The sequence below is a fragment of the Streptomyces sp. NPDC048392 genome, from assembly GCF_043200575.1.
Taxonomy (GTDB): Bacteria; Actinomycetota; Actinomycetes; order Streptomycetales; family Streptomycetaceae; genus Streptomyces.
Window position 1 is genome coordinate 125,996 of record NZ_JBICYB010000015.1, and the last position, 14,899, is coordinate 140,894.

Below are 14,899 nucleotides of genomic sequence, written 5' to 3' on the forward strand. Positions count from 1 at the left end.
CTGGGCCGCCGGGCAGGCGCCGTGGGGCATGCGCCAGGCCCGGCCGGCGCGCCGGTACCGCTACGGCAGCTCCGGCAGGTCCTCCGGGTACAGCAGGGTCAGGTCGTCCGTGCTGGCGTCCGACAGCTGGGCGACCCGGCTCGCGTGGCGCTCCACCATCGCCTCGAAGGTCTGGCGGGCGGTGCGGCCGTTTCCGAAGGCCGGGCCCTTGGGGATGGCCGTGAAGTACGTCGTCAGCGCCTCGGCCGTACCCGGCGCCAGCCGGTACTCGTGCTCGTCGGCCTGCTGCTCCACGATCCGCAGCAGCTCCCCGGGGCCGTAGTCGCCGAAGGTGATGGTCCGTGAGAAGCGGGACGCCACACCCGGGTTGACGGACAGGAAACGCTCCATCTCCGCCGTGTACCCCGCGACGATCACGACGACTGCCTCCCGCTGGTCCTCCATCAGCTTGACCAGCGTGTCGATGGCCTCCTTGCCGAAGTCCCGCCCCGCGTCCTCGGGGGACAGGGCGTACGCCTCGTCGATGAACAGCACACCGCCGTGCGCCCGTTGGAACGCCTCCTGGGTGCGGATGGCCGTGGAGCCGATGTGCTCGCCCACCAGGTCGACCCGGGACACCTCGACCAGATGTCCCTTGTCCAGTACTCCGAGGGAGGCGAGGATCTCGCCGTACAGCCGGGCGACCGTCGTCTTCCCGGTGCCGGGGGAGCCGGTGAAGACCAGGTGCCGCTTGACCGACGCGGCCTTCAGCCCCGCCCGCTGCCGACGCCGGCCCACCTCGATCATGTCGGTCAGGGCCCGCACCTCGCGCTTGACGCTGTCGAGGCCGACCAGAGCGTCCAGTTCACCCAGTACGGCCTTCGAGGTCCGGGCCGGCTCCCGCGGCGCGGTGCCCGCGACCAGGGGCTCCTGCTCGGTGGTGCGCTGCCCGGGGATCGAGCCCAGCAGGCCGGGGGACTGCGCCACCGTCTGCACGACCGGCTCCGGCGCGGCGGGCGCCGTCAGGCCGGTGCTCTCGTCGCCGGTGCAGTCCTCGACGAGCGGGCCGGAGTCGTACGACGTGTCTGGCCCGCCGTCCGCGAACTCGTAGCCGCCGCGCGCGCACCGCTCCGTGCGGCACTTCTTCAGCGTCGTACGACAGCCGTCGATCACGTGGAAGCCGTAGCCGGCGCTGCCGGTCACGCGGCAGTTCAGAAGGCTGCCGCGGCCTCCGGCCGACACGTAGACGCCCGCCTCGGAGGGCGAGTCGACCGTGCAGCGCTCGATGGTGGGGTCGGCGCCCTTGGTGACGATCACACCGGTGCGGTTGCCGGCCAGGGTGCAGTTGTTCAGTGTGCCGCCGCTGCCGTGGTCGCGGAACCAGGCGCCGGTGGCGGCGTCACGGATGCGGCAGTCGTCGAGCTGCGCGGTGGCGCCGTCGCTCACCGACACGGCGGTGTTGCGCACCTGGGACAGGTCGCTGTCGACGACGTCCACGCGCGAACCGCGGTCCAGGACGAACAGCGCGTCCGGCACGTCGTGCACCCGGCAGGAGTCGAGCACCGCGGTGGCGCCGTCGCTGACCCAGACAGCCGGGTAGTCGCCCGTGCTGTCGAAGATCTCGCACTGGTTGGCGTCCACCCGCGTGCCCGGGTCCCACACCGACAGGCCGTTGCGCCCGAACTGCCGCACGCTGGTGCGCGTCAGGGTGAGGACGGAACGGGAGCGCAGGTCGATCGCGTTCTCCGGGATGTCGTGGATACGGCAGTCGGCGAGGGTGAGTACCGCGTCCGTGTCCAAGGTGACGCCGTTGCCGGTGGTGCGGTGCACGTCGCAGTCGGTCAGGTGGGCCGTGGCCCGGCCGGTCACCTGCACGCCGCTGCCCCGGACCTCGTACACCTCGCAGCCCACGGCCTCCAGTGCCGAGCCCTCGCCCGTCGCCGTCAGTCCGGAACCCGCCGCGTGGTGCACCCGGCAGCGGTCCAGCCGGGGATGGGCGCCGGAGCGCACCGCGACGCCCGCCTGGCCGGCCGAGACGACCTCGCACTCCTCGAACACACCGCCCCCGCCGTCCACGACGGCGATGCCGACACCGGCCGGATTGTCGACGGTGCAGCGCCGCACCGTGGGCCGCGCGCTGCCGCGCACCTCTATCCCGGAGGCGGATCGCGCGACGACCCTCAGACCCAGCAGCTCAGGCGTACCGTCCTCGACCAGCACCGCGGGCGCCGCCGCGTCCTGGCCCTCGACGTGCAGGTCCTGGATCACCGCCGCGGCGCGCACGGTCAGCGGGACACCGTCGACGGGTGCGATCCGGACCGAACCCTGGGCGCCCTCGGGGCCGCGCAGGGTCACCGCCCGCTGGACGACGAGGTTCTCCCGATAGGTCCCGGGGGCGACGGTGAGGACGTCACCGTCGGCCGCGGCCTCCAGGGCGGCGGCGAGCGATGCGTACTCACCTGTGCGGCGCCGCCACCGCGAGGTGCCGGTGTGCGTCACCTGGACCGTGCCCTGTGCCATGGCGTTGCTGTGCCCCCACCTCGTCGTACGCGGGTCGTCGCCGATTCGGTTCGGCCGGTCCACCGTAGCGTGCGCGCGGGTGGTGAGTTGACCGGAGGCGGAAGCCCGTCAACTGCCCGCGCCGGTCCTGCCCCAGTCCGGCCCGCCCGGTCCCACTCCCGCCCCAGGCGGGCGTACCGGTGGCGGACCAGACGCCACACGACGATTCGCCGGGCGGCCTCCACCAGGGCCGCGGCCGCCACCTCGGTGCCGAACCCGGCGAGCACGGCGTGCGTGGCCGCGGTCGAGGGGGGCCAGCGGGCGGTGCACCTGGCGTCCCCGCGCGTCCGTCCGGATCGCGAACCGGTCGCCACTGCCCGGGTCGTCGATGCCCGCCGTGACGGGGCCCTCGTGCCGTGAGCCGTCCGGCGCGGTCCAGTCGGCGAGGACACGGGTGCGCCGGTCCCCGCCAAAGGCGCGCTCCTGGTCGGGGGGCCAGGGGCGCACGCTCCGGGGCACGGACCGCGGTGGCAGTCACCCGGTGCCGGGACTCGTGCCGGTCGCGCACCGACCGCCGCGAAGCGCTGTGCGCCGCACCGCCCGCGAGCGCGCCGGCCGGGGGCGCCACGGACAGAACAGCGGCGGCGCCGTCAGGGCCGCCCGGCCCTCGGCCAGGTCGCTCGTGCGGCGCAGCGGATTGCCTCGCCCGCGCCAGAGGCCGCTGATCGCGCGCACACACGCGCCCCGTCCCGCTCTTCGCCACCCCCGCCGAGTCGTCCACGCCGATCCCGGTCGGACCGGACCGTGCGCGTGCGCCCCCGCGGTGGCCCTCGCCGGCCGGGTTCTCGTGAACCTCTCACCGAGCCGAGCCGAACGCGCGGACCACGGACCGGGTTCCCGGTACCGGGCCTTTTGTCCGGCACCCGGCCCGTGGGACGGCGTCACGTCACGCGACGATCCGCACCGGGTCGCCGACCCGGACCGTGCCGCGGCCGAGGGGAACCAGGTTCTGCCCGAAGAGCAGTCCGCCGTCGACGCGGCGGTGCCGGCCGAGGCTGTGCAGGGGCTCGGCGCCGCGGTCCGCGGTGTCCTGGCCGATGGTGGTCACGACGCACCGCCCGCACGGCTTGGCGACCCGCAGGACGACCTCGCCGACGGCGATGCGCGACCAGCCGTCCTCGGCCCAGGCCTCGGTGCCGGAGAGCACCAGGTTCGGCCGGAAGCGGTTCATGGGCAGGGGACCCTCGTCCGCGTGCTCGCCGCGCGCGATCAGGGAGTTGAGGGCGTCGAGCGAGGCCGTCGTCGTCAGCAGGAGCGGAAAGCCGTCGGCGAAGGAGACCGTCTCGCCCGGCCGCCCGTACCGCGGGTCCACGGGCCGGCGGGTGGCGGGATCGTCCAGGTGCACCAGTCGGACGTCGGCTCCGAGCAGTGCGCTGCACCAGGCGTGCGTGGCCTCGTCCTCGGCGGGGCGGGCCTCGACCTCGTCCCGGAAGATCCGCGTCGTCACGGTGCCGACCGCGCGCGGGACCGGCACCGTGAGCGGTGTCATGCCGGGCGCGGACAGCCGTACACCGCCGCCGGGCACAAGCTCGGCGGCGGCCAGGGCAAGGCGCGGCCGACGGCGTTGCGTGACGACGTTTCCCCTGTCGTCGATCAGCATCCAGCGTCGGTCTCCGGCCGGCCCCCAGGGCTCCACGACGGCCTCTCGGAGTGACAGGCTCCGCAACGCCTTGACCGGATGGACGTGGATCGACCGCAGTCGCGCGTACCCCATGAGGTCATCGTGCCAGGTGGCACCGACGCCCCGGAGACCGGCTCAGTAGCCGCGGTACTGCTGCTGGTTGTACGGGTCGTGGTACGGCGCGGGGGCCGGCCGGGGAGCCGCGGGGCGCATCGCCTCGTACCCCGCGGGGCCGGGCGCGGCCGGACGCTGCTGCTGCGGCTGCTGGGGGCCGGGGTAACCGCGCGGCGCGGTCGCCTGGTGCGGGATGTACGCGGCGGGAGCCTGCTGCAGCGGGGCGGGCTGCGGGGCCTGCTGCGGATATCCGTAGGAGGGCTGCGAGGGACCCGCCGGGAGGGCGGGCAGGGCGGACGGCAGCGCGGGCAGGTGGCTGCTGCTCGGCATGTCGTACGCGGCGGGGACCCGGATCGGGGCGATCTGCGGTGTGCCCCGTTCGGCCACGAGCGAGTCGTAGATCGGGGTGTCCGGGAAGGAGGCGGAGTAGTAGCCGCCGCCATAAGTGGAGCGGGGGGAGGTCATGGCCATAAGTTAAGCCCACGATGTGCTGGTTGGGGAGACCGATAAGAGGGTTGTTTTCCGTGTCCGCAGTGACCCGGCATCCTCAATGCGAGCGAACTCGGCAAAATAGGGCGTCATGCCGCGCGACTTTGCGGTAAAGGCCAAGTTCCGGGCGGGTTACCGGCGGTCGGCCGGGCCTGCCGCCGGGCCGGCCGTCCAACCTCCTGCCGGACTCCTCTCCGGAAACGGGCGGCCGGGAGAATAGGTTGAGCACCGAGAACTCGACGACTGGCCGGGACGCGGCCCGGCCAGGTGACACGTGATGGGGGCGAACATGCCAATGTCGAAAGGATCGAACACTGCGGTGCCGACGGCGGCGCTGCGGGTCGAACTGGGCTGGCGGTCCGGCCCCGGCGTGCCCGACGCGGACGCCTCCGCCCTCCTCCTGGTGGGCGGAAGGGTCCGTTCCGACGCGGACTTCGTCTTCTACAACCAGCCGGCCCACTCCTCCGGCTCGGTCCGTCACGAGGGCAAGCGGGACGCGGGCGGCCGGGTGACCGACAGCCTGCTCGTCGACCTCACGCGCGTGGAGCCCGCGATCGAGACGGTGGTCCTCGCCGCCTCCTCGGACGGCGGACCGTTCGGGCGGGTCCCCGATCTGTACATCGAGGTCCGCGACGCCGCGCGGAACACCGTGGTGGCCCGCTTCGACAATCCGGGCGCTACCGTGGAGACGGCCTTCGTGCTGGGCGAGTTCTACCGCCGTCAGGGGGCCTGGAAATTCCGCGCCGTCGGCCAGGGGTACGACAGCGGACTCGAGGGCCTGGCCACGGACTACGGGATCTCGGTGGACGAGCCGCAGCACGCGGCCGCGGCCGCCCCGCCCGCGCAGCCGAGGCCGGCCGCGCCACCGCTCCCGTCCGCTCCCGCGGCCGCGACGCCCCCGTCGGCATCTCCCGCGCCTGCCGTGGCACGGCCGGCCGCCCCGCCACCGCCCCCGCCGGCCGCGCCCTCCGCCACGCCGGTCCGGCTGACCAAGGTCACGCTCACCAAGGCGGCGCCCTCCGTGTCGCTGGCCAAACAGGGCGGCACCTCGGGCGCCATGCGCGTCAACCTCAACTGGCAGGTGCGCAAGCAGTTCTCGGGCTGGGCGCGCAAGCTGGGCCGTCCGGTCGCCATGCACGACGATCTCGACCTCGACCTGTGCTGCCTGTACGAACTGAGCGACGGCAGCAAGGGCGTCGTCCAGGCACTCGGCAACGCCTTCGGCGCGCTGCACCAGCCGCCGTTCATCCACCTCGACGGCGACGACCGCACCGGTGCGGTGTCGACCGGCGAGAACCTCACCGTCAGCCTCGACCACAAGCAGCACTTCCGGCGCGTCCTCGTCTTCGTGACCATCTACGAGGGGGCCCGCTCCTTCGCGGACCTGCACGCCACTGTCACTCTCCAGCCGCAGTACGGCGCCGCGATCGACTTCTCGCTCGACGAGTGCACCGTGCCCTCGACGGTGTGCGCACTCGCGCTGATCACCAACACCGGAAGCGACCTCGTCGTCCAGCGCGAGGCCCGCTACCTGGTGCCCGAGCGCGGGGTGAGCCCGCAGCGGACGGTCGACCACGCATACGGCTGGGGCATGAACTGGACCCCCGGCCGGAAGTGACCGCCCCGGGCCGGTGCTCAGCCCTCCTCGGGCACGGCGTCCGGACGAGCGTAGGTGCGGCCCTTCCAGGCCGCGCCGCGCCCCCGGTAGTGCTGTACCGCGGAGTCGACCGTCATCAGGAGATAGAGGAACGCGGTGCACGGCAGCAGCGGCGCGAGCCACAGCGGCTGCCGGTAGTAACGCAGCATCGGCAGGTACGTCCCCGCCATCACCAGCCAGGCGGCGGCGCCGGGAACCGCCGTCGCGGCCTGCCCCGTCGCCGCGCCGACGAGCACCGCCGCCGGCGGCACCAGATACACCAGCACCAGGCCGACGACCGTTCCGGCGAGCACCAGGGGGTTGTGCCGCAGCTGGGCGTACGCGCTGCGCGAGACCATCCGCCACAGGTCGTGCAGACGCGGATACGGACGCACGCTGTCCACCCGCTCGGCCAGGCCCAGCCAGACCCGGCCGCCGGCGCCCTTGACCGCGCGGGCCAGGGCCACGTCGTCGATGACGGCATGCCGGATGGCGTCCGGGATCCGCGCCCGCCCGGCGGCCTCGGTACGCAGCAGCACACAACCGCCCGCAGCGGCCGCGGTGCGTGTCCCCTTCTTCCCCCCGCTCCCCGCGCGGCCGCCGCCGATCCACCGGAACGGATACAGCTGGGCGAAGAAGTAGACGAAGGCCGGCACCACGAGCCGCTCCCACAGGCTCTCCACCCGCAGCCGGGCCATCTGGGAGACGACGTCGAAACCTCCGCCACCGGCCGCCGACACCAACTCGCGCAGACTGTCCGGCGCGTGCGCGATGTCGGCGTCCGTCAGCAGCAGGTACTCGGGTTCACGCGCGCGTGCCAGGCCGATTCCGTGCCGCACCGCCCACAGCTTGCCCGTCCAGCCGGCGGGCGGCTCCCCGGGCGAGGCCACGGTGAGCGGCAGGCCCTCGTGCCGCCGGGCCAGCTCGCACGCCAGCCCACCCGTGCCGTCCGCGCTGCCGTCGTCGATCAGGAAGACCTCGGCCCGCCCCGGATAGTCCTGGGCCAGCAGCGACGGCAGGGTCGAGGGCAGCACCGCCGCCTCGTCGCGCGCCGGGACGACGACGCACACCGAGGGCCAGACGTCGGGCTCCCGGCGGGCCGGAAGCCTGACGTCCGTACGCCAGAAGAAGCCCCGCGCGAGCAGCAGCCACAGCCAGGCGGCGAGGGAGAGGGCTGGTACGACGGTCACGACGGAAGTCCACACATCGGCGCTCACGTGCGCAGTCTGCCGCACGACACCGGCCCGCGGCGGCGCATCGTCTATGGTGGCCGGGTGAAGATCGCGCTCATGGACTCCGGAATCGGTCTGCTGGCGGCCACCGCCGCGGTACGGCGCCTGCGACCGGACGCCGATCTCATCCTCTCCCTCGACCCCGACGGAATGCCGTGGGGACCACGCACCCCCGAGGACCTGACCGAGCGCGCCCTCGCCGTGGCCGAGGCCGCCGCCGCGCACCGTCCGGACGCCCTGATCGTCGGCTGCAACACCGCCACCGTGCACGCGCTGCCCGCACTGCGCGCCAGGCTCGAGCCGGAGGTGCCCGTCATCGGCACCGTGCCGGCGATCAAGCCCGCCGCTGCCGGTGGCGGCCCCGTGGCGATCTGGGCGACGCCCGCCACCACCGGCAGCCCCTACCAGCGGGGTCTCGTCGAGGAGTTCGCCGGGGGCGCGACGGTCACCGAGGTGCCGTGCCCGGGGCTCGCCGACGCCGTCGAGCACGCGGACCAGACGGCGATCACCGCGGCCGTCGACGCCGCGGCCGCCCTGACACCCGACGACGTCACGACCGTCGTCCTGGGCTGCACCCATTACGAACTCGTCGCGGAGCGCATCCGCGCCGCCGTGCAGCGCCCCGGCGCCCCGCGCCTCGTCCTGCACGGCTCGGCCGGCGCGGTGGCCGCCCAGGCGCTGCGCCGCATCGGCGCCGGGCCCGACCCCGGCGCCCCGGCCGAGGGCACCCTGACCGTGCTGCTCAGCGGCCGCGAGGGCACCCTGCCCGCGCCCGCGCTCGCCTATGACGAGGGCAGGCTACTGCGCGCCGTCACGCCGGCCGGCTGACCGGCCCGCCCGGTCGGCGCAGTCACCCTGCGCGACGAGGTACCCGCGCAGCGAAACATGAGTAACCTCATAGCCATGAGGCATCGCCACGGCGAGACCGTCCCCCAGCCGAACGTCTGGACCGGCCGGGCCACCAACCGGGTCCAGTGGTTCCTGGCACTCATCGGCGCCGCCTGCATGGCGCTCGGCATCGCCCTGGCCGTCGACTCGGCCTGGGAGTCCGGTGTCGCCCCGCTGGCCATGGCCGTTGTCGGCTGCATCGCGGCGGGACTGCTGGTGCTGTTCGGCACGCTCGCCTTCGTGCACGTCGCGCTGAGAGTCGACGAGGACTGCCTCGAAGTGCGCTGCGGCCACATCGGCGTGCCCCGCCGCCGCATCCCCCTCTCGCACGTCGCCGGCGCCGAGTTCGCACCGCACGTCACCCCACGCCACTGGGGCGGCTGGGGTTACCGATGGCGCCCGGAGATGGGCACCGCCGTCGTCGTGCGGCGCGGGGAGGGGCTGATCCTGCGGCTGTGGGACGGCCACACCTTCACGATCACCGTGGACGACGCGGAGGCGGCCGTCCAGGTCATCAAGGACCGGCTGCGTCCCAAGGCACCGGGCCCGGCGCGCTGAGCCCCGATCCGGCCGGACGAACCCGGGCGTGGCGGCCCCGCCGGACGAACCGAGTGGACCGAGTCGGCGGGCGCGTCAGGGTGCTGCCCGAGGGAGACCGAGCGGCCCGCGCCCGCCTGGCCCGTGAGACCGCCGGGCGCGCCCAGTGGCCGCACTCGCGGGGTGAAGCGTGCGGTGCGGCTTCGCGAGGCCGACCGAGTGGGTCGTGCCCGCTGGGAGCGCTGAGCTACCGAGCTTGCCAGGGTGAACCGAGTGGGGTGCGCCCGCCGGGCGATCCGGCCGAAGCGACCACGCCGGGACGGCCGCGGGCGGGCCGGGCCGCCGGGCGAACCAAGCGACCCCCCTGGGTGAACCGAGCGCGCCGGTTGCGGCGGAGCCGGGCCGCGCCGCTCACCGGCGCAGCCGCAGGCGCCGGGGGCGCCACCCCCGTGGTGTCCGCGCCGCCGTGTCTCCCACCGCCCGCGACCGCACCGCCTGCGGCCGCACCGCCTGCGACCGCACCGGCCGCAGACGCCGTCGCCCTCGCACCCGCCGTGTCCCCCGCCCGCGTCGCGCCGACCTGACGGGCACCCGCCGCCCGGCGCACTGGGCCTGGCGACCGGGACTCGGGCACACCGTAACGGCTGGTCGGCGGATTGTGGACCGGTCGGCGCCCGGTGGTGGTGAGACGAGGCCGCGCCGGCCGCCCCGCCCCCCGGCGCCCCCGGACCGTCCTGTCCGCGGTCGGGTCACCCGCCGTACACTCCGGGGGGTGACAGCCACCGCAACCTCCGTCGGTGAGCCGGACCGGACGCAGCCGCAGACCACACCCGCCTCCCGGGTCGTCGCGCGGCTCCTGCGCCTGCTGCCGGCCGCCGCCGCGGCGCTCTCCGGAGCGCTCCTCTACGTCAGCTTCCCGCCGCGCACCCTGTGGTGGCTCGCGCTGCCGGCGTTCGCCGTCCTCGGCTGGGTGCTGCGGGGCCGCGGCTGGAAGGCGGGCCTCGGCCTCGGCTATCTCTTCGGCCTCGGCTTCCTGCTGCCCCTGCTGGTGTGGACCGGTGTGGAGGTCGGCCCCGGCCCCTGGCTCGCCCTGGTGGCGATCGAGGCGCTCTTCGCCGCGGCGGTCGGCGCGGGTGTCGCCGCGGTGTCGAAGCTGCCGGGACGGCCGGTGTGGGCGGCGGCGCTGTGGATCGCGGGGGAGGCCGCACGCGCGCGCGTGCCCTTCGACGGCTTCCCCTGGGGCAAGGTCGCGTTCGGGCAGGCGGACGGCGTGTTCCTGCCGCTCGCCGCCGTCGGTGGCACACCGGTGCTCGGCTTCGCGGTCGTCCTGTGCGGATTCGGTCTCCACGAGGCCGTGCGCCTGGCCGTCCGGGCCCGCCGCGGCGGCGAGGTGCGGCGCGGCGCGGCGGCGATGGCGCTCCTGGGGGCGGTCGTGCCCGTCGTGGGCGCCGTGGCCGCCCGTCCGCTGGTGAGCGACAAGGCGGAGGACGGCACCGCGACCGTCGCCGTGATCCAGGGCAACGTGCCGCGCGCGGGCCTCGACTTCAATTCCCAGCGCCGGGCCGTGCTCGACCACCACGCGCGCGAGACGCAGCGCCTGGCCGCCGAGGTGCGGGCGGGCAGGGTCGAACGCCCCGACTTCGTGCTCTGGCCGGAGAACTCCTCGGACATCGACCCCTTCGCCAACCCCGACGCCCGCCTGGTCATCGACCGGGCAGCCAAGGCGATCGGCGCCCCCGTCTCGGTCGGCGGCGTCGTGGAACGCGACGGCAAGCTGCTCAACGAGCAGATCCTGTGGGACCCGGACAAAGGCCCCGTCGACACCTACGACAAGCGGCAGATCCAGCCCTTCGGCGAGTACCTGCCGCTGCGCCCGCTCATCGGCGCGATCAACGACGACTGGACCTCCATGGTCAGCCGGGACTTCAGCCGGGGCACCGAGCCCGGCGTGTTCACGATGGCCGGCACCGAGGTCGGCCTGGTGACCTGCTACGAGGCGGCCTTCGACTGGGCCGTGCGTTCGGAGGTCACCGACGGCGCCCAGATGATCTCCGTGCCCAGCAACAACGCCACCTTCGACCGCAGCGAGATGACCTACCAGCAGCTCGCCATGTCCCGCATCCGCGCGGTCGAGCACAGCAGGACCGTCACCGTGCCGGTGACCAGCGGCGTCAGCGCGATCATCATGCCGGACGGCAGGATCACCCAGAAGACCGGCATGTTCGTGGCGGACTCCCTGGTCCAGAAAGTGCCCCTGCGCTCCTCCGAGACACCCGCCACCCGGCTGGGCGTGGCGCCCGAGATCGTCCTGGTGCTGGTCGCGGCCGGAGGGCTCGGCCGGGCCGTCGGCGCCGGTGTGCGCGGGCGGCGCGCCCGCGACGTGTAGCGGTACGCCCGTCGCACGCCCCGCGGCACCGGCGGGAGCGGACCGGCCGGGCGGTTAGGGTCGTGCGCATGGCTACTCCCGATTTCATCCGCGACCTGCGCGCCTCGGCCGGACACCAGCTCCTGTGGCTCCCCGGAGTCACCGCCGTCGTCTTCGACGACGAGGGCAGAGTGCTGCTCGGCCGACGGTCCGACAACGGGCGCTGGTCGCTGATCGGAGGCATCCCGGAGCCGGGGGAGCAGCCCGCCGCCTGTGCCGTGCGCGAGGTGCAGGAGGAGACCGCCGTCCAGTGCGTCGTCGAGCGGCTGGTCCTCGTACAGGCGATGAAGCCGGTCACCTACGACAACGGTGACGTGTGCCAGTTCATGGACATCACCTTCCGCTGCCGGGCCGTGGGCGGCGAGGCCCGGGTCAATGACGACGAGTCGCTGGAGGTGGGCTGGTTCGCGGTGGACGCGCTGCCGGACATCAAGGATTTCGGGCTGGCCAGGGTCAAGCAGGCCATGTCCGACGCCCCCACATGGTTCGAACCCACTGATTCCCTCTGAAGTATGGGGTGTGCCCACATGGGGAGTGGGGTGGACGCTGCCTAGGGTCGGAGCATGACCTCGCCCAGCGTCCTCCAGGCCTCCCACGCCTCCTCGCTCGACCTCGGCGGCCGCACCGCCCTCGTCACCGGGGCCGCCGGCGGCATCGGCCGTGCCTGCGCGCTGCGGCTGGCCGCCGCCGGGGCGGAGGTCAGAGCGATCGACCGGGACGCCGCCGGTCTCGACGCGCTCGCCGGGAGCTGCGGTGGCCTCGCGGGCCGTGTCGAGACCCGGGTCCTCGACCTGACCGACCTGGACGCCGCCGAACGCGCCGCGGCCGGCACCGACGTCCTCGTCAACAACGCCGGGCTGCAGCTGGTGCGGCCCCTCGTCGAGTTCCCGCCGGACGTCTTCCACACCGTACTCACCGTGATGCTGGAGGCACCCTTCCGGCTCATCCGGGGCGCCCTGCCCCACATGTACGGGCAGGGCTGGGGCCGCATCGTCAACATCTCCTCCGTCCACGGCCTGCGCGCCTCGGCCTACAAAGCGGCCTACGTGTCGGCCAAGCACGGACTGGAGGGACTCTCCAAGACCGCCGCCCTCGAAGGCGCCGCCCACGGCGTCACCTCCAACTGCGTGAACCCCGCCTACGTACGCACTCCGCTGGTGGAGAAGCAGATCGCCGACCAGGCCCTGGCCCACGGAGTCCCCGAGAAGCAGGTGCTCTCCGACGTACTGCTGCGGGACAGTGCCGTACGGCGGCTGATCGAACCGGAAGAGGTCGCCGAGGCGGTCGCGTACCTGTGCGGCCCCCAGGCGTCCTACGTCACGGGCACCTCACTGGTCCTGGACGGCGGCTGGACCGCGCACTGAACCGGGGTTTTCCACAGGGCTGCCGGGAGGACCGGGTGATGGGCGATCCTGTGGGCATGTCCCGCGATCACGTGCAGTCCGCCGAGCGCCCCGCCCCCGATGCCGCGGCGCCGGCCGACGACGCGGCCCAGGCGTCCGCCGCCGAGGCGCCGTTCCTGCGACTGCTGGCCCGCGGCGCCTCCGCCGACGCCTACGAGCAGCCGGTGCTGCTGGCCCGCGCCGAGGGCGGGCCGGCCGAGCGGATCGACGCGCTGGAACGGGCCAAGCGCCTCGCGCTGCGTGTGCGCTCGGAGCTCGAAGGCCGGCGCAGGCGGGAGGCGGAGCTGTCCGCGCTGTTCGAGACGGCCCACGACCTCGCCGGGCTGCGTGACCTGGACGCGGTACTGCGCGCGATCGTCCAGCGGGCCCGCTCCCTGCTCGGCACCGACGTCGCCTACCTCAGCCTGAACGACCCGGACCGCGGCGACACCTACATGCGGGTCACCGAGGGCTCGGTCGCCGCCCGCTTCCAGCAGCTGCGGCTCGGCATGGGGGAGGGGCTCGGCGGCCTCGTCGCCCAGACCGCCCGCCCCTACGTCACCGACGACTACCTCAAGGACGCACGCTTCCAGCGCACCGGCACCATCGACGCGGGTGTACGCGACGAGGGCCTGGTCGCCATCCTCGGCGTGCCCCTGACGCTCGGCCACCACGTCATCGGTGTGCTCTTCGCCGCGGACCGGCGCGCCCGGGTCTTCGAACGCGAGCAGATCGCCCTGCTGGGCTCCTTCGCCGCTCTCGCGGCCGCCGCCATCGACACCGCGAACCTGCTCGCCGAGACCCGCTCGGCCCTCGCCGGACTGGAACGGGCCAACGAGATCATCCGGGACCGCAGCGGTGTCATCGAGCGCGCCTCCGACGTCCACGACCGGCTCGCCGAACTCCGTCCTGCGCGGCGGCGGGGTGCACGACGTGGCCGCCGCCGTCTCACAGGTCCTGGCCGGCACCGTCGAGTTCACCGAGGCCGCGCCGGCGCGTGCCCTGGAGGCGTCCCGGGCCGAGGGACACGCGGTGCGGCACGAGGACGACTGGATAGCCGCCGTCACTGCGGGCGACGAACTGTTCGGCGCCCTCGTCCTGCGCGGTCACCCGGGCCTGGACCCCGTCGACCAGCTCACCCTGGAACGCGCCGCGATGGTCACCTCCCTGCTGCTGCTCGCCCGCCGTTCCGCCGCCGAGGCCGAACAGCGCGTGCGCGGTGAGCTGCTGGACGACCTGCTCGACGCCCGCGACCGCGATCCGCGCCTGCTGAGCGACCGGGCCCGACGACTGCACGCCGACCTTTCCGCCACCCACGTGGTGCTCGCCGCCCGCCTCGACGCCACCCCTCCCGACGCCGACCAGGAGGCGGACGCGCGCAGACGCCTGTGGGCCGCGGCCTCCCACCTCGCCGCGACCCGGCGCGGCCTGGCCGCCGCCCGGGACGGCGGCACCGTACTGCTGCTGCCCCTGGCCTCCGGGGACGGTGCCACCGGTCTGGCCCGCCGCACCGCGCGGCACCTGGGCCGGGCCGTCCACGGGGCCGTCACCGTCGGCGCCTCCGCCCCCGTGGCGGACCTCGCCGCCCGCCCCGACGCCGTGGCCGCCGCCTATACCGAGGCCGGACGCTGCCTCGACGCCCTGCGTCTGCTGGGCCGTTCCGGGGACGGCGCCGCGGCCGAGGACTTCGGCTTCCTGGGCCTGCTGCTCGCCGGGGACCGGAACGTGCCCGGGTTCGTCGAGCGCACCATCGGCCAGGTCGTGGCCTACGACGAGCGGCGCGGCACCGAACTCCTGCGCACCCTCGACGCGTACTTCGCCTGCGGCATGAGCCCGGCCCGCACCAAGGAGGCACTGCACGTCCACGTGAACACGGTCGCCCAGCGCCTGGAGCGCGTCGGCCGGCTCCTGGGCGACGACTGGCAGAGCCCCGACCGCGCACTGGAGATACAACTGGCCCTCAGGCTCCACCGGTTGTCCGTCCCGGCACAGCACTGACCCCCGCACGCACGGGCGTACGGGGGCTGGTTACGGGGC

Annotated in this window: 10 protein-coding genes and 2 pseudogenes; 7 read left to right on the top strand and 5 right to left on the bottom strand. The window is 74.3% G+C overall.

Translation table 11 applies throughout. The features are described from left to right. Positions 1 to 60: 60 nt before the first annotated feature. The 4 genes and pseudogenes from ACGFYH_RS21440 to ACGFYH_RS21455 all read right to left on the bottom strand — a co-directional run bounded on the left by ACGFYH_RS21440 (position 61) and on the right by ACGFYH_RS21455 (position 4,738). Positions 61 to 2,499: a right-handed parallel beta-helix repeat-containing protein gene (locus tag ACGFYH_RS21440; protein ID WP_393804735.1), complete on the bottom strand. Its 2,439-nt coding sequence runs from the start codon at positions 2,497 to 2,499 to the stop codon at positions 61 to 63. A 108-nt stretch (positions 2,500 to 2,607) separates the two neighbouring features. Continuing rightward, a pseudogene (locus ACGFYH_RS21445) lies at positions 2,608 to 3,213 on the bottom strand (hypothetical protein). A 211-nt stretch (positions 3,214 to 3,424) separates the two neighbouring features. Beyond that, positions 3,425 to 4,252 (bottom strand): MOSC domain-containing protein, encoded by an 828-nt coding sequence (locus tag ACGFYH_RS21450; protein WP_393804736.1) that lies wholly within the window; start codon positions 4,250 to 4,252, stop codon positions 3,425 to 3,427. A gap of 42 nt (positions 4,253 to 4,294) precedes the next feature. Beyond that, positions 4,295 to 4,738 (bottom strand): DUF6643 family protein, encoded by a 444-nt coding sequence (locus ACGFYH_RS21455; protein WP_393804737.1) that lies wholly within the window; start codon positions 4,736 to 4,738, stop codon positions 4,295 to 4,297. 319 nt (positions 4,739 to 5,057) lie between these two features. Between ACGFYH_RS21455 and ACGFYH_RS21460 the strand changes: the two genes are divergently transcribed. Next, a complete protein-coding gene (locus ACGFYH_RS21460) occupies positions 5,058 to 6,380 on the top strand; it encodes a TerD family protein (RefSeq protein ID WP_393804768.1) in 1,323 nt (440 codons plus the stop codon). 17 nt (positions 6,381 to 6,397) lie between these two features. Here ACGFYH_RS21460 and ACGFYH_RS21465 read toward each other — a convergent pair whose 3' ends face one another. Continuing rightward, entirely contained in the window at positions 6,398 to 7,633 is a 1,236-nt protein-coding gene (locus ACGFYH_RS21465) for a glycosyltransferase (protein WP_393804738.1), read from the bottom strand. Positions 7,634 to 7,672: 39 nt separating this feature from the next. On the opposite strand from ACGFYH_RS21465, the gene ACGFYH_RS21470 reads away from it, so the two are divergent. The 6 genes and pseudogenes from ACGFYH_RS21470 (at position 7,673) to ACGFYH_RS21495 (ending at position 14,860) form a co-directional block, all read left to right on the top strand. Then, positions 7,673 to 8,458, top strand: a complete 786-nt coding sequence (locus tag ACGFYH_RS21470) for a glutamate racemase (RefSeq protein ID WP_393804739.1) — start codon at positions 7,673 to 7,675, stop codon at positions 8,456 to 8,458. A 75-nt stretch (positions 8,459 to 8,533) separates the two neighbouring features. Next, on the top strand, positions 8,534 to 9,076 hold the full coding sequence (locus tag ACGFYH_RS21475) for a hypothetical protein (protein WP_393804740.1): 543 nt from the start codon (positions 8,534 to 8,536) through the stop codon (positions 9,074 to 9,076). A 751-nt stretch (positions 9,077 to 9,827) separates the two neighbouring features. Continuing rightward, positions 9,828 to 11,441 carry an apolipoprotein N-acyltransferase gene (gene lnt, locus ACGFYH_RS21480; protein ID WP_393804741.1) on the top strand — a complete coding sequence of 538 codons (1,614 nt, stop codon included), beginning with the start codon at positions 9,828 to 9,830 and terminating at the stop codon, positions 11,439 to 11,441. Between the two features lie 68 nt (positions 11,442 to 11,509). Continuing rightward, positions 11,510 to 11,989: an NUDIX domain-containing protein gene (locus ACGFYH_RS21485; RefSeq protein WP_393804742.1), complete on the top strand. Its 480-nt coding sequence runs from the start codon at positions 11,510 to 11,512 to the stop codon at positions 11,987 to 11,989. Between the two features lie 54 nt (positions 11,990 to 12,043). Then, on the top strand, positions 12,044 to 12,844 hold the full coding sequence (locus tag ACGFYH_RS21490) for a 3-hydroxybutyrate dehydrogenase (protein WP_393804743.1): 801 nt from the start codon (positions 12,044 to 12,046) through the stop codon (positions 12,842 to 12,844). A 56-nt stretch (positions 12,845 to 12,900) separates the two neighbouring features. Further along, a pseudogene (locus ACGFYH_RS21495) lies at positions 12,901 to 14,860 on the top strand (helix-turn-helix domain-containing protein). The last annotated feature ends 39 nt before the right edge of the window (positions 14,861 to 14,899 follow it).

Coding starts and splice junctions, on each gene's coding strand:
- ACGFYH_RS21460 (WP_393804768.1), top strand. CDS start 5,058: ATGTCGAAAGGATCGAACACTGCGGTGCCGACGGCGGCGCTGCGGGTC.
- ACGFYH_RS21455 (WP_393804737.1), bottom strand. CDS start 4,738: ATGACCTCCCCCCGCTCCACTTATGGCGGCGGCTACTACTCCGCCTCC.
- ACGFYH_RS21490 (WP_393804743.1), top strand. CDS start 12,044: ATGACCTCGCCCAGCGTCCTCCAGGCCTCCCACGCCTCCTCGCTCGAC.
- ACGFYH_RS21475 (WP_393804740.1), top strand. CDS start 8,534: ATGAGGCATCGCCACGGCGAGACCGTCCCCCAGCCGAACGTCTGGACC.
- ACGFYH_RS21485 (WP_393804742.1), top strand. CDS start 11,510: ATGGCTACTCCCGATTTCATCCGCGACCTGCGCGCCTCGGCCGGACAC.
- ACGFYH_RS21450 (WP_393804736.1), bottom strand. CDS start 4,252: ATGGGGTACGCGCGACTGCGGTCGATCCACGTCCATCCGGTCAAGGCG.
- ACGFYH_RS21440 (WP_393804735.1), bottom strand. CDS start 2,499: ATGGCACAGGGCACGGTCCAGGTGACGCACACCGGCACCTCGCGGTGG.